The organism is Brucella lupini (assembly GCF_002252535.1).
Taxonomy (GTDB): domain Bacteria; phylum Pseudomonadota; class Alphaproteobacteria; order Rhizobiales; family Rhizobiaceae; genus Brucella; species Brucella anthropi.
This window is the reverse complement of sequence record NZ_NNRN01000044.1, coordinates 194,205-216,259: the sequence shown is the minus strand read 5'-3', so window position 1 is coordinate 216,259 and position 22,055 is coordinate 194,205. Positions and strand designations below refer to the sequence as shown.

The window sequence follows — 22,055 nt, the reverse complement described above, 5'->3', positions numbered from 1 at the left end:
TATGGCGACGTGGGCGTAGGCGCCTACCTCATTCGGACAGGTTGGCCTCGCCCGGAAGGCTATTTGGATGCATCGAAGAAACTTCTATCGCCCGATAATCCCGCTGTCAGAATGCGCATGTATGGAAATCGGAGCAAAACATGCGTTTCACTTCGCTCAACATCGATGGCGCCTGGTCTATCGAGCCGGAAAGGCTTGAGGACGAGCGCGGCTGGTTCGCGCGGGTCTATTGCGAAGCCGCCTTCGCGGAGCGACAGATGGAAACACATTTTCCGCAGCACAGCCTGTCTTTCTCACGCGAAGAAGGAACATTGCGCGGCCTTCACTACCAGAACGAGCCACATTCGGAGACCAAACTCGTCACCTGCCTGCAGGGCGTCATCTGGGATGTTCTGGTCGATCTGCGCCCGCATTCGCCGACCTACAGGCGCTGGGCCGGCGTGGAACTATCCGCCGAAAACGGCGTCCAGCTCTACATCCCCGAAGGCTGCGCACACGGCTTCCAGACCCTGACCTCTGACGTCCTCGTGCGCTACATGATCTCGAAGCCCTATGCACCTGATTATGCGACAGGTTTACGCTATGACGACCCGTCGCTCGGCATACCATGGCCGAACAGGCCAAGCGTCATTTCCGATAAGGATCTGGCCTGGCCGCTGCTTTAGCTCTCCACCAACAAGCCTGCATCACGGAGCCGGTCTGCGGCATCGGCAAGGGTTGCGAATGGCAGTTTCGCACGCTCTGCCATATCGAGAATGGAGTGTTCGCCATCCGCCAGATTGAGCACCCACAGCAGCGCCATGGCGTTTTGCGCGGCGCGACTGTCTCCGCCCATGTTTCCATAAAGGCCACGCCGCCCAAGCTGCGGCTCCCCCTTTGGCGACGTGTTCAGCGGAAGCCAGTTTCGCTCAGCAATTTCAACAGCCTGCAAGACCATGTTGAACGATTGCTCAAGATAGTCCGGTTTGATGAAATCGAGATTGTCGGCTGATGTGTGATATTCCGGAAAGGTGCCATAAAGACTGCGCTGGAACATACCGACTGGCAAGTTGAATCCCGGCGAACAGAACTGGCGCTCGTCATAGCCATATGGCCAGAAATCATGAAGCGTCGCATTGGTGCAACCGGCAAGGACATGGCCCATAATGCGATCAATCTCCGCATCACCGCGACGACTGCGCTTGTAATTCGGCCCACCAGCATCGCCGACGCAAGACAGGACCAGCCCGTGCCGGACCAGCCCCAGTTGCTCTTCATTCTGCTTTAGCCATGCAAGAGCGCCGAAAGTCGCCGGGCCGAAAAGCAGCCGGTAGGTCAGGCGCGTGCGCCGTGATTGCAGCACTTCGCCAAGACGCGCCAGCAGCGCCAGCCCAGAGCAATTGTCATTGGCCAGCGACGGGTGGCAAAGATGTGCCGACAGGATGAACGTCTCGTCGGTTTCCGCCCGGTGAATGAACTCGCCGAAGGTCAGAAAACCGTCCCGGCGCTCCGCATCAATCACGACGTCATAGTCGCCGTCCTGCATCGACAGAAACCCGTTATGCGTCATGCAGAAGCCCCAGCCCTCCGCATGGTAACAGGTGCGATAGGGAATGAGGTCCGGCTGGTCGGGCAGTGTATGAATATGCTCCTTCAGCGCGTTGAGCGGCATTCGCACCCGCACAGGCACGCTGAAATTCACCACATGCAGATTATGCCGGGCAAAATCGACGATGCGATTGCCGTTCATGTCCGCGATATAGGCCTCACGGATGATCCATTCCTGCGGGGCCTTCCAATCATAAAGCAGAGTGCCCGTTGGAACCTGATGAACCGTCAGCGGCAAATGTTCCCCGATGATGGCAAGCGTTTCGCGCACGCCATCACCGGCGAGACTGCGGCAGACTGGATAGAGGCGGGCAGCAAGATCGTAGATGGCCATCCCGTTCGACAATGGCGGAATGGCAATTTCAACGCCCTTGTGCCCGGCCCCCGTATCCATCACGCCGTTGCCCGAAGCGGTTGCGGTTCATCGTCAGCGCGCCGCAGATCGGCATCCAAGACCCCTTCCGCAATCAGCTTGCGAATATGCGCGATGCGCTGGAAGCGCGGGCCCTCAAACTCCTCAAGTGTCAGCGTCGAGCGGCTATAGGCGGCAAGCAGTTCGCGCGTGCCAGCAACGGCATCCCATTCCGGTTTTGCCTCTGGCAGCACCCGCGCCAGCTTTTCAAAACTGACGCGATAGGAACGTGTATCCGGTCCGGCATCATCCGCATATTCGATACGGCAATCGGGAACATTCTCGGCGACGATGCCCGCAATGTCGCGGATGCGGTAGTTATGCTCCGTCGAACCGACATTGAAAGCTTCGTTCCAGACTTTTTCGCGCGGTGCTTCCATAGCCGCCATGAAGGCGCGGGAAATATCGCGGATATGCACGATGGGTCGCCATGGCGTGCCATCGGACTTGAGATAGATCAGCCCCTTCGTCACCGCCCATGCCACGAGATTGTTGAGCACGATGTCGAAACGCAGGAAAGGCGAAACACCGTAAGCCGTTGCTGGACGCAGATAGACCGGGCAGAAGCTTGAATCTGCCAGTTCCCGGATCTCCTGTTCCGCCCGCACCTTGGACCGGCCATAGGCCGTTACCGGTTTCAACTCTCCAGTTTCGTCGATCAAATCAGCATCGCTGATGCCGTAATTGCTACAGGATGATGCAAACAGAAAACGCCCGACACCTGCCCGTTTGGCCGCTTTCGCCACGGCGACACTTGCCCGGTGATTGATGTCGTAGGTCAATTCCTCATTGAGATTACCCAGCGGATCATTGGAGAGTGCGGCTAGATGAATGACCGCGTCAAACCCCTCCAGATCGCGCGGCGACACATCGCGCACGTCCTTTCGGATGGTCGGCACGTTCATAACGGCACCGCCTTCTTCAAAGAGGCAATGTTCGTAAAGGCCGATGTCATAGCCGGACACTTCATGCCCCGCATTCATGAGGACCGGTACCATGACCGATCCGATATAGCCCTGATTGCCCGTAACCAGTACTTTCATGTCCGACTCCTCAAGCTTTGATAAATGCATGTTAGCCAGAGAGGACAGGAGCGACGACTTGACCGAAGGCATGCCCGATTAGGACAAGCGTTTATGAAAAGCGTGAAAGGACGTATCGCCTACCTCTTTTGGATGGGTCGCAGACGCTCGTTGCTGCCGATCAGCAGAAGCCAATCGGTTCCGCCGCCGGAATTTTGCACCCGCTTCGGCGTGTAGGTGGCAATCAGCCCCTCCACCGTCGGCTGGCCTGCATCGGCAAACTTGCCGGAAACAGGGTCATACCAGACGGCCTTCCGGCCATCTTTCACGACATTTTTCTGTACCTTGAAATCGTTGGCGTCCCCGTAAACCACCGACAAAGTACCATCAGGCAGCGATACGGCATAGCTTTTCGCACTGACCAGAACAGCTCCTTCGCCATCTGGTTTAAGTTGCGGCCAGGGCAGTTTGTCGAAGAGCCTCTTCAACGCCGTCATCGACTGCGCGCCTGGGCTGTCGAGCGCTTCCTGCCAGCTGCGATCAGCAGTGAAAACACCCGGCCCGGTAAAATGCCAGATGGGATTATTGCCAAAGAACTGTCCGGCAGCACCGGCAAGCAAAGCACCATAGGCGTTGCGCCGGATCATTTGCGCGGTCGTCTCCCGCTCGAACTCATAGCCCCCCTCCAGCAAAATAACGGGCATTTTGTTCGGTTTGCGCCGCTCGGAAACCGTGGCATGCACATCGTCATAGGTATAAACCGTATCGAAACTCAGCCAGGACTGATCGGCCCAGAGTTCCGCCGTATTCGTCTTGCGGCCAGAGTGCACCGTCTGGAGGGCGTCTGGATCAACGCGCGCTATACCCTCAGCCATTTCAGAGACAAGCCGCTGATCCGGCGCATTAAAATCACCGCCCAAGACCCAGACTATATTATGAAATTCCTTAAATCGTTGGGCGATCGTCTCGCCATAGACGCGCATTTTCTGGGGACCGGCAACCTCAGCCTTCGAGAACCAGCCCTGACTGTTACCGTTCACGCCCAGATAGGCGGGAGCCAGAAAAACAACTATCCCCAATTGCTCCGCCCGCCCGATCACCCAAGCGGCGTGGTCAAAATATTTCGGGTTGAGATCGCCAAAGGCATCGCCCTTGAACGGTTTTTCACCATAGGCATTGGCGGGTGGATCACGGGAGAAATAGTGTTCGACAAGATTGACCAGAATGGCGTTGAAGCCGCGCTTCCGGCGATCCTGCAGATAGATCTCGACATCCTCGCGCTTCAGTTCGGCGATCAGCGACCAGGCAGTATCGCCCTGCAGCAAAAAAGGTTTACCCGTCGCATCCTCGAAAATGCGCCGATCCTGGCTGATCTTGATCGGAAACGAAGCAGCCGCCTGAGATGACCCTGCCGCGATAAACAGCAGGATCGCGGCAATCAAAACCGCTGCAAAGTGTTTCATCGCATCGTCGGCGGATAGGTCGGCGTTTCATTGAAGCGGCGATAGACCACCTGTGAAGGACGTCCGGTCAGATAAGAGCTTACACCGTCGTTCAACGCCCGGACGTAAACGTCGAGTGCACCGTCGATGGCATCCACCGTGCGCGCAATGTCGGTGTCACTGTGCGTATAGCTCACCACCAGCGATGGCATCAGAACGCCGCGCCGGATTGTCTCCTGAAGGAACAATGTGCGAAATTCCTGCGACGGCTGCCCTTGCTCGTCGAGCGTTCCATAGGCAAGGCAGCACGGACGCCCGAACAGGCGAACATGATTCTGTAGCCCATGACTGGCAATCGTCGCATTCACGCCCTCTGCCAGTTTGGAACCTTGCTCATAGAGCCTCTCGATCACCGGCTCGTCGCGATAGATCGTCATCGTGGCAATCGCCGCAGCCATGGCATGGGTTTCAGCGCCATGGGTGGTCGAAAGCAGGAACACACGTGGATGGTCGGTCTGGGTCAGACCACCAAGCTGCATATATTCCGCCTTACCTGCCAGCGCCGATATTGCAAAACCGTTGCCCAGCGCCTTGCCGAAACAGGACAGGTCCGGCTCGACATCATAAAGCTTCTGCGCGCCGCGCATATGCCAGCGGAAGCCGGTAATCATCTCGTCCAGAATGAACAAGGCTCCGTTTTCATGGGCGATGCGCTTTGCTTCCTGCAGGAAGTTGTTTTGCGGCTCGTCAGCCTTTGCAGGTTCGAGGATAATGGCCGCGATACGCCCCGGATAATCCTCAAACAGGGCTTCAACGCTTGCAATATCGTTGTAACGGAAAGTTGCCGTCAAAGCCGAAACCGAAGCTGGAATGCCTGCATTCATCTTCGTCGTTCCAATAAACCAGTCATCGGTGGAGAAAAATGGATGATCGGCACAACAGGCAACCATGTCACGTCCGGTATAGGCACGCGCCAATCGCACCGCGCCGGAGGTCGCATCCGAACCGTCCTTGCAGAATTTCACCATCTCGGCGCCGTCGATCAGCTCCAGAAAACTTTCCGCGCATTCGACTTCGATGGCACTTGGGCGCGTAAAATTACATCCGTCCTGCAAGGCGTCGCGCACGGCGCGCACGACGGGCGGGTAGGCATGGCCAAGCCCGACCGCACGATTGCCCATGCCATATTCGATATATTCATGGCCATCGACGTCGAAGACATGCGAACCGGACCCGCGCTGGATGAACCCGGGCGCGAGTACCGGATACTGGTCGTCACCCTTGGCATAGGTGTGACAGCCGCCCGGAATGAGCGCGTGCGCCTTGCTGGCGAGCAACTGAGAATTGCGGAACTGCGATGTGAAAAGGTTCATGCCCCTTCTCCTTTCTTATTCACAGATCATGCTGCCGACCATCTCGTATGCAGGCGCTCGCGCACCTGACGCAGCCAGTTCTTTACCGGTTTTGGCAAGCGACTGCGCAAACTGGAATGAAGTGCGTTCGGCATCGACCATTGCGAAAGCGGCAGTGGCGGCGCAATGGCTGGGCGATCCTCCGCGAGATGTTCGAGAAGACCGGCATAGGCTCGACCAGCAATATCGTTGTCGAAGACCGTTTCCACTTTCTGCTGGGCGGCGGCTGCCATGCCGGCAAGTAGCTCTCGGTCGCGTGCAAGCCGGTTTATATGACGCGCAGCCTGACGGAAATCGCCGACGGGAAACAAGAGCCCGTCCTCGCCATCGGTGACAATCGTATCAGTCACACCAGCGATCTTCGAGACGACCGCCGGGCATCCCTGGCTCATCGCTTCAATGAGCGTCAGGCCGAAACCTTCAAAGCGTGACGGCATGATCATGACGTCATGCTGGTTCACCAGCCAGGGAACATCGGCAGGCGCAACCCAGCCACTAAAACTGACCTTGTCACCGAAAGGCGCAAGACGATGCCGCAACTGTTCCAGATCGGGACCATTACCGGCGACCGTCAGGTGATAGGAGCAATCAAGCTCGCGCAGAATATTCGGCAGCCAGAAAATGCCCTTCGAATTGTCTTCCATCCGCCCCAGATAAAGCAGGCGAAGCGGGCCGGACTCATCCGGCTTTTGAACCTTGCGCGACAAGTGAATGTCCCGGTTCAGTCCATGCGGGATGACAAGCGTGCGCGACGCATCGAAACCATGCTGGCGCACGAGATCGTCACGGCAGCGTTTTGAAACACCGACGGTTGCGTGAACATGATCACGGATTGCCCGCGCCGCCGCGTAGGTGCCGGGTGTGATATTGTGCACGATCATGATGCGCAGAATATCGGCGGGCAGATAGCGCGCCAGATTGGTTTCGAAACGGTTCGCAAGAACATTGACGAAAACGGCGTCGAAATGGTTTTCGCGCAGGAAGCTGATCATATGCCTTGCGCGGGTTTCTTCATCCAGCACACCCATGCGGTCGATGGCATCGCCCTTGCGAAGCGCATCATCAAGCCCCTGCCCTGTCGGCACATTGACCGTATCGCCAGCAGCGCCTGCAGCAAGCCAGCGAAGCTCTATGCCCGACTGGGCAAGCGAGGCGCGCAGACGCGTGAAAACCGAATAGGTCCCGCCTATGTGAGGACGGACAAAGTAAGCACATTTCATGGCCAGAACCTTGTTGCCACAGAAACACCTCAGGGGAGACAAGACTTCGAGGGAACAACTCCCTCGAAGCCTTACTCCGGTATATCGGGGGGCAATGGATATACCGCTGGCCAGTGTATCGAAATTGCTCTGCCACGCATTTCGGCTATGAGGGGTACACCCCATCCTACAATAGAGTATGGTGTTCACCCTTCTGCCAGTTTTCCTGCAGGTCGGTCTGGCCTAAGCTTGTCGGTGCAGCGGGAGACACGCGCATGAGAATAGGACTTTTCGGGCAGTTTGGTTCCGGCAATACCGGCAATGACGGTTCGCTGGAAGCCATGTTGCAACTCTTGAAGCGTAACTGTCCCGACGCACAGCTTGTCTGCATCTGCTCCAAACCCGATATCGTTGCGCAGACATTCGATCTTTCGGCTCATCCGGTCTCCCAGCCCGACCCATCCAACTGGCTGCTCCGGGCAACCAACAAAGCAATGCTGCATTTTCCCCGACGAACAGTCGGTTTCAGTTGCGCGCTTCTGCTTGCTTCTCAGCTCGATCTCATCATTGTACCGGGTACAGGCATACTGGATGACTTCAACGAGAACCCCCTTGGCTGGCCTTTTGCTGTACTGCGTTGGTCGCTGGCGGCCAGACTGACCGGCACGCGCATGATCTTCGTGTCGATCGGTGCCGGACCGGTCGATCATCGATGGAGCAGGTTCTTCATCCGTCAGGCTGCAATGCTGGCGTCTTTTCGTTCCTATAGAGATCAGATCTCTCATGACTTCATGAAACAGCTGGGCGTAAAACCCGCTCAGGATTTCGTCAGTGCTGATATCGCCTTTGCATTGCCAACGGTTCCAGATCAGAACCGGAATAGCCCGGAACAATGTGTGGGCATCGGCGTGATGACTTATCGCGGGTGGAAAAAGATGGAGAAGGATGGCGATGCCATCTACAGGGACTATGTCTCCAAAGTGACGACACTGGTGAACAGGCTTCTGGCCAGCGGGCGTCAGGTGCGTCTGCTGATCGGAGACAAGGGCGACATAGAGGCGGCTCGCGATATACTGGAGCAGCTCGCTCCGGCGGAAGCGAACAAAGTCGCATTTGAACCATCCGCTTCCCTGCACGAACTCATGCAACAGATCGCCAGAACCGACGTCGTTATCGCAAGCCGCTACCATAACATCGTCTGCGCGCTGGCCATGGGACGCCCCACAATCTCCATGGCTTATGCGAGCAAAAACGACGCTTTGTTGCACGATACCGGACTGGCGGCATTCTGCCACCGGATTGACAGTTTTGATCCTGAAACAATCCTCTCCCAGATCGACTTTGCTTTCGAGCATCGAACGATTTTGACCATGCAGGTGAAAGCCGGTGTGGAGCGCTATCGCAGCCGGCTGGCACGACAGGAAGAGCTTCTTCACACCACATTTCTCGACAATGTCAGGAGTACGGCTGATCCAGCCATTCAGTCACTACGACCGAACTAGTACGTGTTTGGAAAAGCCCTATCTTTTTGTTTTTACACACACCTTGATCCGAACATCGTTTCGGATTTCTCGGGATGCGTTCTAGGCGCCGCGTCCGCTTCGCCACGCGGAACGCTTCAACAGATAGTCGAAGGGGGGTATGACAGCGAGCAAGGGCTCCCGCTTCAGCGCGAATGCCATCAGCGAACCCGCCACTTTCGGCCTCCGCGCCAGATTGGAGATCGCTGACCAATAAGCCCGTTTGGTAAGGCAATCCTGAACCATTGCAAACAGACGGTGTTGATGCGGCAAGCTGGCACCTTCATGATCGAAGAAGGACCGGAATCCAGCCTCGAACTCGCGGTTCCAGGACAGAATACCATTCACCGTCGCCGACCGGTTCTGGGGATGCGACCGCGCAAAAGCCTGTATCTGGCCGGTAGAGGCGACGGAACCGCGTGTGGCGATGCGAAGCCACATTTCGAGATCGTCAGTATGGGAAAGCGACGTGCGGTAATATCCCATCTGTTTCTGGATCGCAGTCCTCACAACCGCTGTCGGGCCTGTAACCGGGTTAAACGCATGCCGGCAGGCAAACTCAATGAATTCTTCCCCGGACCATATCCGCCACTCGTCCGAAGCGGGGGACGTGGCACCTGTCACGCGAGCTTCACCATCGTCGGCTTTTATCCGGCCCGTCGCGCCATGCGCGAGATGAACGTCGTCGCGTTGCGACAGCATTCTTGTCGCCCTCTCCAGAGCCCCTCTCGCCAGCAGATCATCCGAACACAGGATCAGGAAATATTCCGATGCGGCCCAGTCTATGCCCTCGTTGAACGAAGCATGCGGCCCCAGATTTTTCTGACGGAGCAGCAGCTGGACGCGGCTGTCGTCGGCCGCAAGGCTCTTTGCAACCTCGACGCTATTATCTGTCGAGGCATTGTCGATGATGAGCAGACGGACATTGACGCCTGATTGCTGCAAGGCGCTGTTGGCGCAGGCGGAAAGATAGCGACCATAGTTGAAGTTGGGAATAACAACGTCGATTGTCGGCTGTTCCAATTTGCATTTGTCCATGACAGGCCGTCCTATTCTGCAGGGGTCGACGCCGATCGGGGCACAAGCCGCGCCCGAAGCTTTCCGAAAAGCCAGCTCAGCGATGGCTCGACCTCGGCAGCGAAGGGATGGCGCACCAGGAATAGCGCGCCCAGCCAACTCACCACCGCGATGAGGCCCATCACGACGCCTCTGGTCCAAGGGATTTCCAGCGAGAAGCCATCAGCGGCAACCATTGCAAGCGGTATGGCCAGCGCAATCAGAGTCACAAGACCGCTTTTCAGCAATTCCCGACCAAGTACGGCATAGGAAAAGGCCACGTGCCTGCGCACGAAAACGATGGCTATGACCATCTGTATGGGCAAGCTGATGAACTGACCCAGCGCGACGGCAAGCAACCCATAAAATGCAGCCGTGCCTATAACGGTGAGTGCGACCAGCCGCGAAATGAGGTTGGACAGGAAAGCTTCGCGGTTTTCACCCAATGCCATCAGCAAGGGATAGGTCAGAATCGCAGGAAACCAGAAAAGGCAGGCAAGGCTGAGGATCGCCACTATGGGCACGCATTCAGTCCAGTCGGGGCCAAGAACGATGTGCACTGCCGGATAGGCGAGCAGCGCCAGCAATGCCTGTGCCGGCCAGTAGGCGACGGTAATATAGGACAAGGCGCGGATGTATGACTGGCTGATATCCGCTCCGGCACGAACTTGCGCCGAAAGCATCGGGAACGCCACGGTGAAGACGGCTGAAAGGATGATGCGATCCGGCAGACCGCTCAAAGTGTCGGCACGGTTGTAAATGCCAACTGCCGATATGGGCATGAAACGCCCGAGCAGAAGCTGCGGAAGCGTCATGCAAATCTTGTTCAGACCAGCATTGCCTCCAAGATAAATCCCGAACCGCCAGGCCGTGTCGAAACTGGCCAATGACGGGCGGAACAGATTTTTCAAAGGGTGGATCGAGACAGCCAGCCCCGTTGTTATCAACGCGCTTGCCAGCAGTCCGAAGGCAAAACACATATGCCCGAAACCGCTGAAGGCCATGGCAATGGTTACCAATGCACCCAGACCGGCCCCGGCGGTGCGGATGCGCGCTAATGTTCCGAAGGCCATGTCGCGCTTCAGCAATGCGACAATCGGTAAGGACAGGCTTTCGACCAGCGCGGCCACAATCGTGATGCTGAGAAAAAGCTTCAACTTCGGATCGTTATAGGATTCGGCGAAGTATCCGAGTGCAAAATACAGGATCAGCGACAGCAGAACCGTTACACCCATCAGAAAAGTAAGCGAAGTCCGGATGTCCTGATCGCGTACCTTATCGATCTTTATCAAAAATTCGGGACTGGCGAATTCACGCAGCGAAAACACGACTGCCGTAAGGCTCAAGCCTATCACACCCATTCCGGTTTCGGCTGGCCCCAGAACACGTGACACCGCAGCCACCGTCACAAAGTTGAAGAGCAGCCCTGCATATTGTTCGAGCGCCGCCATGAGGAAACCCCTGCGACTGCCATTCATGATCCGCTCCAACAGGTATTCTCTGGCACCGCCAGCGTTTTCTGCATCATCGTTTCATCCCCCATTCATGACAGCGCGGGCAAAAGCGTCCGCAGGCGCAATTTTCCAATCCTCGCTCAGAATAATCCTTTGCCACAGGCACGAAATGTCGCCCTTGGTGTTAGCACCTGACCTGAAAGGAGTATGCGGCACGCTCTAAAGCCAAGTCGTGGATAGCAGTGTCAGTGCGTAAAAATTTCCGGAGTTTGATCTTTTGCACGCGCCTCGGAGGAGACATGACGAGTCTTTCCTGGATCACGCTTCTGGCCTTCGCTCTTTCCGTCGCTTTCTGCCTCGGCTTTCGGGGGCTGGCACGCGAATGGCATCTCATCGACATTCCTGATGCCCGCAAGAGGCATGACGGGAATGTCCCGCTTTGCGGGGGCATTGCCATTTTCCTCTCGTTTTCCGCAGCCACGTTTCTGGCGTTTGGCGTTTCAGGACATGCCAATGCCATGGCCTTGCTGCCAGGGCTTGTGCTCATCCTCGTCGCCGGTGTTCTCGATGACCGTTTCAACCTGCCTGTCGCGCCGCGCCTTGCAATCCAGTTGCTCGCAGCCTTCCTGATAATTGCTATCACCGGGGTGACGCAGACCTATCTCGGGCTTGCTTCCGACGGCATCGAAACTGCCGCCACGTCCACTCCGGAAATGCTTATACAGGTCCTGACCGGACCGCTTTTCCTGATTATCGCGCTTGCTTTCATTGTCGGCCTCGTCAATGCGGTCAATATGAGTGACGGCGTGGACGGACTGGCAGGGTCGGCGAGTGCTGCCGCATTCTTCTGGCTGGCCGTCATCGGCTTCGGGATCGGCGAACATCGCCTCGGGCTCCAGGCGCTCGCCCTTGCTGCTGCCTGCCTCGGCTTTCTGGTCTTCAACATGCGGCATCGCTGGCGCGCACGAGCAAGCCTTTTCCTTGGCGATGGCGGCAGCACATTTCTCGGTGCAGCCCTTGCCGGATTTATCCTCATCCTTGCAAGCGGAACCGCCGCCGTCGCCTTTCCCGTCCTGATCTGGATCGTGATCGTGCCAGTCATTGATACGCTGAGCCTGATCGTGCGCCGCATGTCTGTACGCAGAAGCCCGTTCTCGCCGGACCGGCAGCATCTGCATCATCTGCTGATGGATGCGGGGCTTTCCTGCGGGCAAACAGCCGTAGCGGTCATGGCGCTCAATCTTCTGGCGGGAGCCATCGCCTACATCGCCATCCGGTTCGACATACCCGTCTGGCCGATGCTTCTGGCGCTGGCGATCCCTGCCGCAGCGCACACGCTCTTCGTGCTGCGCATGACCAGAGGCGCACGTCCGATCGTTACCGCTTCGATGGCCGAGGCCAACCCGACCACCAAACCGAACATCACTTATCCAGGGGCAACTTCATGACTGTGTCCGTCCTCATCAGAACGCTTAACGAGGAAGTCAATCTACCTGCATGCCTCGCCTCACTCGACTGGTGCGACGATATCGTAGTGCTCGATTCATTCAGCACTGATCGTACCGTGGAAATCGCCAAAGCAGCGGGCGCGCGCGTCTATCAGCGCGTCTATGACACCGAGGACCGCCAGCGCATGTACGGGCTGACGGAAATCGAGTTCAAACATCTTTGGGTCTATACACCCGATGCGGACGAAATCACACCGCCGGACCTGCGAGATGAAATACTGTCGGTCACCGCTGATCCCGACCGACCGGAAGTGTTTTTCCGGCTTCGCTACAAGAACATGTTCATGGGGCGCTGGATACGCCATGCAAGCCTCTATCCGACATGGATCACCCGGCTGGTCAGGCCGGATCGCGTACGCTTCGAGCGTTCAATCCATGCACGCGCAACCGGAGGTCCGAGCGGCCAGTTACAGGCGCATTTCATCCATTACAGCTTCAACAAGGGGCTCGCCGCCTGGTACGACAAACACAATCTCTATTCCACCGTTGAAGCGGATTTGTCGGCAGCGCGGCTTCTTGAGCGGCGCGTCGATTGGGGTGGCCTCCTGTCGGGCAATCCGGAACGGCGTCGGCGCGCCATGAAATCCCTGTCCTACAATTTGCCGTGTCGGCCGACCTTGCGCTTCTTCTACATGTATGTGCTGCGCGGTGGCTTCCTCGACGGCAAGCCCGGCTATCTCTATTGCCGCCTGCTTTCGGCTTACGAGTTCATGATCGTGATCAAGATGGAAGAGCAACGCCAGCGCCAATCGGCGCTTCTGGCTGAATCATCATCAGTCAGACGCCCTTTGGAAACCGAAGCACCAGAACGGCGTATGGTATGATGCTGCCCATTATTCTGCCCTGTGCCGTTTTGTTCGGACTGGTCGCCATGTTCTTCTCGGAACCTGTTCTGACCTTGCAGGATGACGGCGGCAGAGCTGACGTGATCGTCGTACCCGGTGGAGACGGACCGCCCCGCGCGGCGGAGGCCGCACGTCTCTGGAAGGAAGGCCGCTCACCGGTGATCCTTGTTACCGGCGACGGGGATTGCCTCTCCAACAAACGGATCATGGTGCGCAAAGGCGTGACACCATCGGCGATTTTTGTGGAATGCCAATCGGGCAGCACCTGGCAGAATGCCCGATTTTCCGCGCCCCTCATGCGCGAAATACAGGCCAGAAGTGCGCTGATCGTGACCAACTGGTATCACTCGCGCCGCGCCATAGCGAGCTTTCGCGCCGCCTGCCCCCAGATGCGTTTCATCTCGTCTCCCATCGGCGGCGATGACGGTCGGCCCGGTTTTCCGACAACACCCACGGACATGGAACTCGTCGTCAAGGAATATGTGAAACTTGGCTGGTATCTGATTTCAGGCCGCATCTTCCCACACGACCTTTCCACGGATGAACCGGCACCCGATCTTTCGGATGTATGCGCTGATGCGGGGGTTACACAATGAACCTCTCACTCACCTGGATTTTCGTCGGTTGCGTCCTCTGCCTTCTGGCTGGCGGTCTCTTCTCCAGACCGGAACGCATGTATCAGTTTCCGTTTCTTGCAGGGGTGATGACCTTCGGCTTCCTGCTGCCGCAGCTTCCCGCCCTCGTATATGATCAGTTTCTGCCTTCCGGCGCTTACGCCAAGACGATGATCATGGGCATTCTGTCGTTCGCAATGCTGATGCTTGGATGGCGTCTGACGAGAAAGCCGATTCAGTTTCTCAGCATGAGTTTCAGCGAACGCAGACTGCTCTGGGCTGCAGCCGGATTGTCGGCTTTCGGCGCTGTCTTCTATTTCCTCCTTAGCCGCCTTCCAGGAGACGTCTCCATCGGCGTACAAATGACTGGTATGCCGGTGGTGTACCTCTTCTTTGCACAGCTCATGCCCTATGGCCTGGCCATCGCCGTCCTGTGTTTCGCACGGCGGCCGTCATGGTTTGCCATCGCGATCATCCTGTTCGATCTGGTTTTCTATCTGGACCGTATTCTGGTCACAGGAAAACGCGCAGAGACCATCCAGCTGGTCCTCATGTTCCTTCTCGCCTTCTGGTTCTACCGACGGATTGTCGTACCTCGAACAATCATGGCAATCAGCATTCTGGCTGGCACATTTCTGATGACCAGTATGGGCGATTATCGACAGGTAACCCGTGCGGATGCGAGCTTTGTTCTCGATGAGATTCTGGAGATCGACTATGCCGCCAATTTTCGCGCTACCCTTGACCGTGGTGGTCCGGAAATGCGCAATGCCGTGCAACGTATTGATGAAATTGATCGGCGGCTCGAGTTTGATTACGGCAAATATCACTGGAACCGTATCATCTTTACATTCGTTCCGGCGCAACTTGTGGGTAGTCGCATCAAGGAAGCGCTCTATCTCGATGTCCCGGAACCCAGCCGGGATTACAACCCTTTGACAGGCTCGACCGAAACGGGATTGGTCGATGCGTTCTTGTCATTCTGGTATTTCGGAGCCCTGAAATTCCTGCTGCTTGCCTGGGCCATGCGCAGACTTTGGGAAACCGCAATGGCAGGCGAGATGCTCGGACAATTGGTGTATATGCTTTCCATTGTTCCGGCCATGCACTCAATTTCTCATCACACGGATTGGGTCGTGCCTGTCTGGATTCACATGGCATTGTTCCTCATTCCCGTTCTGTCGTTCTGCGTAATCCGCAATCGATCAATCCAGCTCCCGCTTCCGCCATCACAAAGTGGCGCGATCAGCATTGCGGGGGCCAGGTTTCAGGAAGGATGGTCATCATGACCGTGACGTCAGACCACAAAGGGACGTTCGCCGGAGAAACCGGTAAATCGCGCCAACTGGATGGCATTTCAGGCAGAATGAACGCGTCGCGCCCCATGGAAGGCGGCGCGACCTTCACACTCGGACACCGTGTTCAGCGTCTGTGCTGGCAGGCAAGCTGGCTGTTACTGGCGGCATGGACGCCATCTTTCCTGTGGCGCTGGCGTGGCGCGGTGTTGCGTGCCTTCGGCGCGAAGATTCACAAGACCGCCATCGTGCGCGGCAGTGCGCGTATCTGGTGGCCGGGCAATCTGACCATGGGTGCTCATTCATCGCTGGGACCAGGTGCGCTCTGCTATAACGTAGCGCACGTAACGCTTGCCCCATTCGCCATCGTTTCACAACGCGCGCATCTGTGCACGGCGGGGCACAATATCGATCAGGCGGATTTTCCCCTCACGGCAGCACCCATTCACATCGGGCCTTATGGCTGGGTTGCAGCTGAAGCCTTTGTCGGGCCGGGCGTGACCATCAGTGAAGGCGCAGTTCTTGGCGCACGCGGGGTCGGCTTCCGTGATATGGAACCATGGATGGTCTATGTCGGCAATCCGGCCAAGCCCGTGAGACCTCGACGGAAGCCCTGACAATCAGGAAGCAGGAACGGACCGGAGCGCCTTGCGGCCTGCAACGGCGCCGCTTTTTTGCGGTTGAAAGCTCTGATAGGCCGCAATTGTCTGGAGAGCGATGCGTGGCCAGGTGTAGTTGGCCCGCACAAGTCTGGCACCAGCCGCAGCCATGCGTTTCGCGCGATCCGGGTCTTCCAGAATTTGCTCAAGCGCTGAAGCCACAGCCATCGGATCGAGTGAACAGACCACACCGGCACCGGCTTCAGCGACTTCCGGAAAATGGCACGCATCGGTAATCGCAACCGGTACGCCGCAGGCCAGCGCCTCGGTTATAGCGACGCTGAATCCTTCCTGACGGCTTGGCAGGCAAAAACAGGCCGATTGTTTCAGGGCAGCGATCTTCGCCGGACCATAGAGCCCGCCTGTCATGTGTACCCGCGTCTCAAGCCCGTATTGACGAATACGCTGCCGAAAATCTTCTTCCGCACCACCATCGGGACCCGCGACAACCAGATCCACATCAGGAAACAAGGGGGCGACACGACGAAAGGCATCGGCAAGTATATCAAGACCTTTCTTGTAGTGCAGCCGCGACAGAAAAAGTATGTAGGGCCGTTCCGGCAATCCGCGCACGGCAATGTCCTTGTCGCCCTCGACTTCATTGAGGAAAATTCCGTTCGGGATAATCATCGAGGGTGATTTCAGGCCAAGCGGCCGCATCAGCTCGATTTCATCCGCATTCAGTGCGTGGATGAAGGCCGCACCGTCGAGCATACGACGAAAGCCGAGCATCATCGCGATCTTCTTCTTCCATGCGCTCTGTTGCATGCTCCACACGTCGAGCATACCGCAACAACATACGCAATATGGCACACGATAGCGGCGGCAAAGCATTGATGCCCGCAACAGATTGGTTTCCCATATGCCATGAAGATGCACAAAATCTGCCGAGCGCAGCAGCATCTCCATTGCTTTTGCTGCAGCCCCGCCGAACAAGGTTTCACGCAGGTCAGGCATTGGCAGAAGCAGGGTGCGCACCTTGTCGAAACCAGGGATTGTGGCCGTGGCGCTGACGGCGCGACCGCTCACTTCATCATCGCTATAGCTTACGATTGTCACTTCATGACCGAGCGTTGCCTGCGCTGCTGCAAGCCGCACCACGACGGCTTGCGGGCCGCCCTTGGCAGGGTCGTAGGAACCGATGACGTGGACAATGTTCATGCCGCCTTCTCCCGAAAGATTGCTGAGGTCAACCGTTCGCCATAACGCGATAAAGTAAAATCAGCCGCGCGTTCGCGGGCGCTTTCGCCCATCCGTTCCAGCGCTGCCGGATTGCCTGCAAGTTCCCGCAGGATTTCCGTTGTCTCCATGACATCCCGGATAGGCACGATATAGCCGTCGATACCGTTGCGAACGACACTGCCCGTATTCTCCGTACAAATTACAGGCAGCCCAGCGGCCAGCGCTTCATAAACGGAAATCGCCGACCCTTCGCATAACGAAGGCAACAGAAAAACATCGGCCCACTCAAATTGCTTGCGCATCTCGCTGCGCGGAATGGGGCCTGTCAATTCGACCGAGGCGGCGAGCTTCTTCTGTGCTTCCGGCAACAGTTCCAGCGGGCCGACCATCCGGAATTCCACCTCTCCCGCCAGTAATCGGGAAACCCCGCCGACATAAGACGAACCTTTGCGCAAGCCAACCGCGCCCACTGTCAGCACGCGCAATTTGCCTGGTGCCCGTGGTTTCCGTTCAACCTGGAAACGCGTATCAACACCTGTCGGAACCACCACGATTTTTTCGGGAGCACAACCTTCTTCAACCACATGACGGGCAACAAAAGGTGATGGACACACAACCACATCGGCCAGCTGCCATTCAGCTCGTTCACGCTCCGCGAAAGCCTCGGAATATCCATCGCTTTCGAGCGGCAATTGCCAACCCGGGTTCAACAATTCCTCTTCATAACCAAGCTGGTCGACGATGGCGCGCGGCGCGATTACCTGATCGACCGCTGTCCAAAGACCCATTTTTCGCGCAGCCGACAACAGTTCAACAGCTTCACCGCTGAAGGCATAGACACCACTTGCGCCGTGAAATCCGCTTTCGGCGACCAGCCTTCCGAATGTTTCACCAGCCCATATTGCATTGGCCGTGGATTTCGGCCCGGTCTGGTTCGCCAGTCTGCGTACGGCGGAATGCAGTCCGAAGCCCGGAAAGGTTGTCATCTGTTGTTGGGGAATTCCCTGGGGCTTGCGTCCAATCAATCTCCGAACAGAGGATGGGAGTGCATTGGAGGGCAAGCTGTTGAGGAAACGTGGCCATCCCTGAAAAGCGCATATGTCCGTATAAAAATGTGCCAGCTTCTGATTATTCGCAAAAATCCGCGGGACTGCATAGTGCCGGCGGGCGCCCAACTGGCTGACAACGACCGACCCATCCATCATAATTCCCTCGGCTGGAACTGCCGGTCGAGAACCGGCATGGCCTGTGGCACCACCTTTTCCTCAAGCCGCGAAATGGCCGATTGCCAGACGGCTGCGCCATATTCACGCGAATAGGCTGTTTCCATCAGATAGCGGGCATTGTTGCCCATCGACATGCGTCCCACAGGCGAATGCCGCAAATGAAGGATCGCGTTGATCAACGCATCGACATCGCCCGGTCTCAGCGCCATACCGCACTGAAAATCGCGGACAATCGTGCCGATCTCGCCTTCCGTATCACCGATGAAGATTGTCGGACGGGCCGCCGCAAGGACGCCATAGAACTTGCTGGGCACGATACAATGTTCCAGCTCCGGCTTCAGCGAAACCAGATGCACATTGGCCGCGCCAAGGCTCTCGGAGAGCTTTTCCACGGGCTGGAATGGTTTCATCATCACATTGGTCAAGCCGCGTCGCTTGACTTCACTTTCGACGAAACCACGCTGCTGCCCCTCGCCGATCATCAAAAAGACGATGCTTTTCATATGCCGGAGCCGCTCCGCAGCATCGAGCACCGTCTTGAACTCGTGCGCGCGCCCGAAGTTGCCCGAGTAACCGATGACGAATTTTCGACCGAGCCCCCAGCCACGGCGCAAGGGGTTCTGCGACGGTTCCACCGGAACGATTTCATTGCGGTCGGCCCAGTGGTGAACCACGCTCAGGCTTTCCGCCGGAATATCCCGTGTCGAAAGATAATGCGCCATGCGCTCTATCGGACAGATTGTCAGTGCAGACTGGCGCATCGACCAGTTGCGCAGGATCAGGGCGAGCTTACCGGAAACGGTATCGGATTTGATGAGGCCGAGTTCCATTGCCGTTTCGGGAAAAAGATCCATCACCCAGTTGACCAGCTTTGCCCGTCGCAGGCGAACAGGCAGCGCTGCCGAAACGGAAAGAAGCGGCGGATCGGTACAGACGACGCAAACATCGTCCTTGCGGGCATTGGATGCAAACCAGGCGGCCGCGGACAGATGAAAGGTTGCATAATCGACCGCGCGCCCGACAAGCTTGCCCCGACCAAAGCCCGAGGTCCATATGCGATGCACATCTATGCCGTCGATCGTTTCACGCGCGGGCAACACGTCCTTCCGCTTGTCGTGATAGCTGCGGCTTGCCAGCACTGTCGTCTCGATGCCTTCACGCACAAGCGTATGGGCAAGGCTCGTCACCATCCGGCTCGTCGCCGACTGGTCCGGGTAGAAGTAACGATTGGCAAGCACCACACGCATGATTTCACGTCCTGTTGTTCGATCCCGTTGAAACGAGCATCGCAACTGCGCAGCAGATACCGCAAGAAACACAAAGGCATGGCATGCACCGACACCGGGCGAACTGCCTACCTCTTTGGGTGAAACCGGACATACCGGGCGCGCCTCAAGCCTCATCCGAAGAGGGATGTTCCGGCCCGCAATTGCCGTTTTGGAGCCGTTCTGCCCACGCAGGAAATCGCTAACATGGTTTCATTGCAGCTTTGGAAAGCTTTGGTCGGAGGGAAGCCCTTGCAAGAGAAAACAGCTCTCATCGTCGGTGTGACCGGACAGGACGGCGCTTATCTAAGCGAGCTTCTGCTCAAAAAAGGCTATCGCGTACATGGTCTGAAACGGCGGTCTTCCTCGTTCAACACTGCGCGTATCGATCATCTCTATCAGGACCCGCATGAGGAGGACATTCACTTCCGCCTGCATTTCGGTGACCTGACCGATGCAACCAATCTGTGCCGTGTCATTCAGGAAGTGCGACCCGACGAGATTTATAATCTCGGCGCGCAAAGCCATGTTCAGGTAAGCTTTGAAACGCCTGAATATACGGCCAATGCCGATGCGCTCGGCACGCTGCGTCTGCTCGAATCCATGCGTATTCTGGGTCTCGGCAAGACATGCCGTTTCTATCAGGCTTCCACGTCGGAACTTTTCGGTAACAGCTCGCCCCAGGCACAGAACGAACAGACGCCTTTTGCCCCGCGCAGTCCTTATGCGACAGCAAAGCTCTATGCCTACTGGACGACGGTAAACTACCGCGACGCCTATGGCTTCCATGCCTCCAACGGCATTTTGTTCAATCACGAAAGCCCGCTTCGTGGCGAAACCTTCGTTACCCGCAAGATCACCCGTGCTGTCGCGGCCATTGAACGCGGCCTGCAAGACAGGCTTCGGCTCGGCAATCTCGATGCCCGTCGCGACTGGGGGCATGCGCGTGATTATGTCGAGGGCATGTGGCGTATCCTGCAGGAAGACACCGCCGACGACTACGTGCTGGCGACCGGCGAAACGCACACGGTGCGCGAGTTTGTCGAACACGCCTTCAAGGCCGTCGACAAGGAGATCGAGTGGCACGGTAACGGCGTGGAAGAAATCGGCCGCGACCGAAAATCCGGCAATTGCCTGATAGAGATTGATCCCCGCTATTTCCGTCCGAACGAGGTCGACTTCCTGCTCGGCGATGCATCCAAGGCGAAAAATCGCCTCGGCTGGCAGCATACAACGGGCTTCGACCATCTTGTCACCGAAATGGTCGACTGGGATTTGCGCAACATCATGCGGGAGGTTGGACGCAATGACTTCTACGGCTGACATCACCCCCGCTCCGTTTTATTCACTCGAAGGCAAGAAGGTGTTCGTTGCCGGGCATACAGGCATGGTCGGTTCGGCCATTCTGCGCCGCCTGCAAGGCACGGATTGCGACATCATCACTGCAGCGCACAGCGCACTCGATCTGACCCGGCAGGGACCGACGGAGAATTTCATCAGCGGTCGCAAGCCGGATGTCATCATCATCGCTGCCGCCCGCGTTGGGGGCATCCTTGCCAATTCGCAATATCCGGCAGATTTTCTCTATGACAATCTCGCCATCGGCATGAACCTCATCCGCGCCGCCCATCAGAACGGTGTCGAACGCCTGTTGTGGCTCGGATCAAGCTGCATCTATCCCCGCGACGCAGCGCAGCCTCTCACCGAGGATGCCCTGATGACAGGCCCGCTGGAAGCGACCAACGAAGCTTATGCCGTCGCCAAGATCGCAGGGCTTGAATATGCTCGGGCTTGCGCACGGCAATATGGCAATCACTTCATGACGGCGATGCCGACCAATCTTTACGGTCCAAACGACAATTTTGATCCCAACACCTCGCATGTCCTGCCGGCATTGATCCGCCGGATTCACGAGGCCAAGGTGCGAGGGACCGACCATGTGACGCTCTGGGGCACCGGCAAGCCCTTGCGGGAGTTCCTGCATGTGGATGATCTTGCCGATGCCTGCCTGCACATGCTGCGTTTCTATGAAGGCGTCGAGCCGATGAACATCGGGACGGGTGAAGAGATTTCGATCAAGGATCTGGCACTGACCGTTGCCCGCGTCGTCGGTTACGAAGGTCGCTTTGAACACGACCTCAGCAAACCGGACGGTACACCGCGCAAACTCCTCGACACGTCGCGGATGCGGGCGCTGGGCTGGAAGCCGCAAATTCGTCTGGAGGACGGCCTGCGTGAAGTCTATCGCGATTGGTTGGAGGAAGCCGCCGATCCTGTCGCCGCTTGAAGCCCCCGGAAAAGCGGGACCCGCTTTTCCGATCAAGCGCGACGTTTTCTTCGATATTGTCGATCCTGGA

Annotated in this window: 19 protein-coding genes; 9 read left to right on the top strand and 10 right to left on the bottom strand. The window is 57.2% G+C overall.

The window, feature by feature from the left end; all coding sequences use genetic code 11:
* Positions 1-140: 140 nt before the first annotated feature.
* Complete coding sequence (rfbC, locus tag CES86_RS10950) at positions 141-665, top strand: dTDP-4-dehydrorhamnose 3,5-epimerase (protein WP_010658587.1); 525 nt, start codon at positions 141-143, stop codon at positions 663-665.
* Here the strand turns inward: rfbC and CES86_RS10945 are convergent.
* The 5 genes from CES86_RS10945 to CES86_RS10925 form a co-directional block, all read right to left on the bottom strand.
* Complete coding sequence (locus CES86_RS10945; protein WP_094514386.1) at positions 662-1,981, bottom strand: DUF4910 domain-containing protein; 1,320 nt, start codon at positions 1,979-1,981, stop codon at positions 662-664. The genes rfbC and CES86_RS10945 overlap by 4 nt on opposite strands.
* Complete coding sequence (locus CES86_RS10940; protein WP_012092816.1) at positions 1,981-3,042, bottom strand: NAD-dependent epimerase/dehydratase family protein; 1,062 nt, start codon at positions 3,040-3,042, stop codon at positions 1,981-1,983. Before CES86_RS10940 ends, CES86_RS10945 begins: the two co-directional genes overlap by 1 nt.
* 119 nt (positions 3,043-3,161) lie before the next feature.
* Positions 3,162-4,484, bottom strand: coding sequence for an apiosidase-like domain-containing protein (locus CES86_RS10935; protein ID WP_029927692.1), 1,323 nt, complete (start codon positions 4,482-4,484; stop codon positions 3,162-3,164).
* The gene (locus CES86_RS10930; RefSeq protein ID WP_094514384.1) at positions 4,481-5,836 is read right to left on the bottom strand and encodes a glutamate-1-semialdehyde 2,1-aminomutase; all 1,356 of its coding nucleotides are present in this window, start codon (positions 5,834-5,836) and stop codon (positions 4,481-4,483) included. Before CES86_RS10930 ends, CES86_RS10935 begins: the two co-directional genes overlap by 4 nt.
* Positions 5,837-5,862: 26 nt before the next feature.
* A complete protein-coding gene (locus CES86_RS10925; RefSeq protein ID WP_029927696.1) occupies positions 5,863-7,095 on the bottom strand; it encodes a glycosyltransferase family 4 protein in 1,233 nt (410 codons plus the stop codon).
* A gap of 254 nt (positions 7,096-7,349) precedes the next feature.
* Between CES86_RS10925 and CES86_RS10920 the strand changes: the two genes are divergently transcribed.
* Positions 7,350-8,576: a polysaccharide pyruvyl transferase family protein gene (locus CES86_RS10920; protein ID WP_029927697.1), complete on the top strand. Its 1,227-nt coding sequence runs from the start codon at positions 7,350-7,352 to the stop codon at positions 8,574-8,576.
* 81 nt (positions 8,577-8,657) lie between these two features.
* Here CES86_RS10920 and CES86_RS10915 read toward each other — a convergent pair whose 3' ends face one another.
* Positions 8,658-9,632: a glycosyltransferase family 2 protein gene (locus CES86_RS10915; RefSeq protein ID WP_029927700.1), complete on the bottom strand. Its 975-nt coding sequence runs from the start codon at positions 9,630-9,632 to the stop codon at positions 8,658-8,660.
* An 11-nt stretch (positions 9,633-9,643) separates the two neighbouring features.
* Positions 9,644-11,128, bottom strand: a complete 1,485-nt coding sequence (locus CES86_RS10910) for an oligosaccharide flippase family protein (RefSeq protein WP_029927703.1) — start codon at positions 11,126-11,128, stop codon at positions 9,644-9,646.
* Between the two features lie 275 nt (positions 11,129-11,403).
* On the opposite strand from CES86_RS10910, the gene CES86_RS10905 reads away from it, so the two are divergent.
* The 5 genes from CES86_RS10905 to CES86_RS10885 all read left to right on the top strand — a co-directional run bounded on the left by CES86_RS10905 (position 11,404) and on the right by CES86_RS10885 (position 15,983).
* On the top strand, positions 11,404-12,552 hold the full coding sequence (locus tag CES86_RS10905) for an MraY family glycosyltransferase (protein WP_010658578.1): 1,149 nt from the start codon (positions 11,404-11,406) through the stop codon (positions 12,550-12,552).
* Positions 12,549-13,436, top strand: coding sequence for a glycosyltransferase family 2 protein (locus CES86_RS10900; RefSeq protein ID WP_010658577.1), 888 nt, complete (start codon positions 12,549-12,551; stop codon positions 13,434-13,436). Before CES86_RS10905 ends, CES86_RS10900 begins: the two co-directional genes overlap by 4 nt.
* Positions 13,433-14,053: a YdcF family protein gene (locus CES86_RS10895; RefSeq protein WP_010658576.1), complete on the top strand. Its 621-nt coding sequence runs from the start codon at positions 13,433-13,435 to the stop codon at positions 14,051-14,053. The genes CES86_RS10900 and CES86_RS10895 overlap by 4 nt, the downstream gene beginning before the upstream one ends.
* Entirely contained in the window at positions 14,050-15,360 is a 1,311-nt protein-coding gene (locus CES86_RS10890; protein ID WP_029927705.1) for a hypothetical protein, read from the top strand. Before CES86_RS10895 ends, CES86_RS10890 begins: the two co-directional genes overlap by 4 nt.
* Positions 15,361-15,437: 77 nt before the next feature.
* Positions 15,438-15,983, top strand: coding sequence for an LbetaH domain-containing protein (locus CES86_RS10885; protein ID WP_051686656.1), 546 nt, complete (start codon positions 15,438-15,440; stop codon positions 15,981-15,983).
* A 3-nt stretch (positions 15,984-15,986) separates the two neighbouring features.
* Here CES86_RS10885 and CES86_RS10880 read toward each other — a convergent pair whose 3' ends face one another.
* Genes CES86_RS10880 through CES86_RS10870 form a run of 3 tightly spaced genes read right to left on the bottom strand, consistent with a single transcriptional unit; the run spans position 15,987 to position 19,680 of the window.
* Positions 15,987-17,186, bottom strand: coding sequence for a glycosyltransferase (locus CES86_RS10880; protein ID WP_029927710.1), 1,200 nt, complete (start codon positions 17,184-17,186; stop codon positions 15,987-15,989).
* A complete protein-coding gene (locus CES86_RS10875; RefSeq protein ID WP_094514382.1) occupies positions 17,183-18,409 on the bottom strand; it encodes a glycosyltransferase family 4 protein in 1,227 nt (408 codons plus the stop codon). Before CES86_RS10875 ends, CES86_RS10880 begins: the two co-directional genes overlap by 4 nt.
* A complete protein-coding gene (locus CES86_RS10870; protein WP_029927712.1) occupies positions 18,409-19,680 on the bottom strand; it encodes a glycosyltransferase family 4 protein in 1,272 nt (423 codons plus the stop codon). The genes CES86_RS10875 and CES86_RS10870 overlap by 1 nt, the downstream gene beginning before the upstream one ends.
* Positions 19,681-19,950: 270 nt before the next feature.
* Here CES86_RS10870 and gmd point away from each other — a divergent pair, with 270 nt between their 5' ends.
* Both gmd and CES86_RS10855 read left to right on the top strand, forming a co-directional pair.
* A complete protein-coding gene (gene gmd, locus CES86_RS10860; protein WP_029927714.1) occupies positions 19,951-21,021 on the top strand; it encodes a GDP-mannose 4,6-dehydratase in 1,071 nt (356 codons plus the stop codon).
* The gene (locus tag CES86_RS10855) at positions 21,005-21,985 is read left to right on the top strand and encodes a GDP-L-fucose synthase family protein (protein WP_029927716.1); all 981 of its coding nucleotides are present in this window, start codon (positions 21,005-21,007) and stop codon (positions 21,983-21,985) included. Before gmd ends, CES86_RS10855 begins: the two co-directional genes overlap by 17 nt.
* Positions 21,986-22,055 lie beyond the last annotated feature (70 nt).

Coding starts and splice junctions, on each gene's coding strand:
- rfbC (WP_010658587.1), top strand. CDS start 141: ATGCGTTTCACTTCGCTCAACATCGATGGCGCCTGGTCTATCGAGCCG.
- CES86_RS10945 (WP_094514386.1), bottom strand. CDS start 1,981: ATGGATACGGGGGCCGGGCACAAGGGCGTTGAAATTGCCATTCCGCCA.
- CES86_RS10940 (WP_012092816.1), bottom strand. CDS start 3,042: ATGAAAGTACTGGTTACGGGCAATCAGGGCTATATCGGATCGGTCATG.
- CES86_RS10935 (WP_029927692.1), bottom strand. CDS start 4,484: ATGAAACACTTTGCAGCGGTTTTGATTGCCGCGATCCTGCTGTTTATC.
- CES86_RS10930 (WP_094514384.1), bottom strand. CDS start 5,836: ATGAACCTTTTCACATCGCAGTTCCGCAATTCTCAGTTGCTCGCCAGC.
- CES86_RS10925 (WP_029927696.1), bottom strand. CDS start 7,095: ATGAAATGTGCTTACTTTGTCCGTCCTCACATAGGCGGGACCTATTCG.
- CES86_RS10920 (WP_029927697.1), top strand. CDS start 7,350: ATGAGAATAGGACTTTTCGGGCAGTTTGGTTCCGGCAATACCGGCAAT.
- CES86_RS10915 (WP_029927700.1), bottom strand. CDS start 9,632: ATGGACAAATGCAAATTGGAACAGCCGACAATCGACGTTGTTATTCCC.
- CES86_RS10910 (WP_029927703.1), bottom strand. CDS start 11,128: ATGAATGGCAGTCGCAGGGGTTTCCTCATGGCGGCGCTCGAACAATAT.
- CES86_RS10905 (WP_010658578.1), top strand. CDS start 11,404: ATGACGAGTCTTTCCTGGATCACGCTTCTGGCCTTCGCTCTTTCCGTC.
- CES86_RS10900 (WP_010658577.1), top strand. CDS start 12,549: ATGACTGTGTCCGTCCTCATCAGAACGCTTAACGAGGAAGTCAATCTA.
- CES86_RS10895 (WP_010658576.1), top strand. CDS start 13,433: ATGATGCTGCCCATTATTCTGCCCTGTGCCGTTTTGTTCGGACTGGTC.
- CES86_RS10890 (WP_029927705.1), top strand. CDS start 14,050: ATGAACCTCTCACTCACCTGGATTTTCGTCGGTTGCGTCCTCTGCCTT.
- CES86_RS10885 (WP_051686656.1), top strand. CDS start 15,438: ATGAACGCGTCGCGCCCCATGGAAGGCGGCGCGACCTTCACACTCGGA.
- CES86_RS10880 (WP_029927710.1), bottom strand. CDS start 17,186: ATGAACATTGTCCACGTCATCGGTTCCTACGACCCTGCCAAGGGCGGC.
- CES86_RS10875 (WP_094514382.1), bottom strand. CDS start 18,409: ATGGATGGGTCGGTCGTTGTCAGCCAGTTGGGCGCCCGCCGGCACTAT.
- CES86_RS10870 (WP_029927712.1), bottom strand. CDS start 19,680: ATGCGTGTGGTGCTTGCCAATCGTTACTTCTACCCGGACCAGTCGGCG.
- CES86_RS10855 (WP_029927716.1), top strand. CDS start 21,005: ATGACTTCTACGGCTGACATCACCCCCGCTCCGTTTTATTCACTCGAA.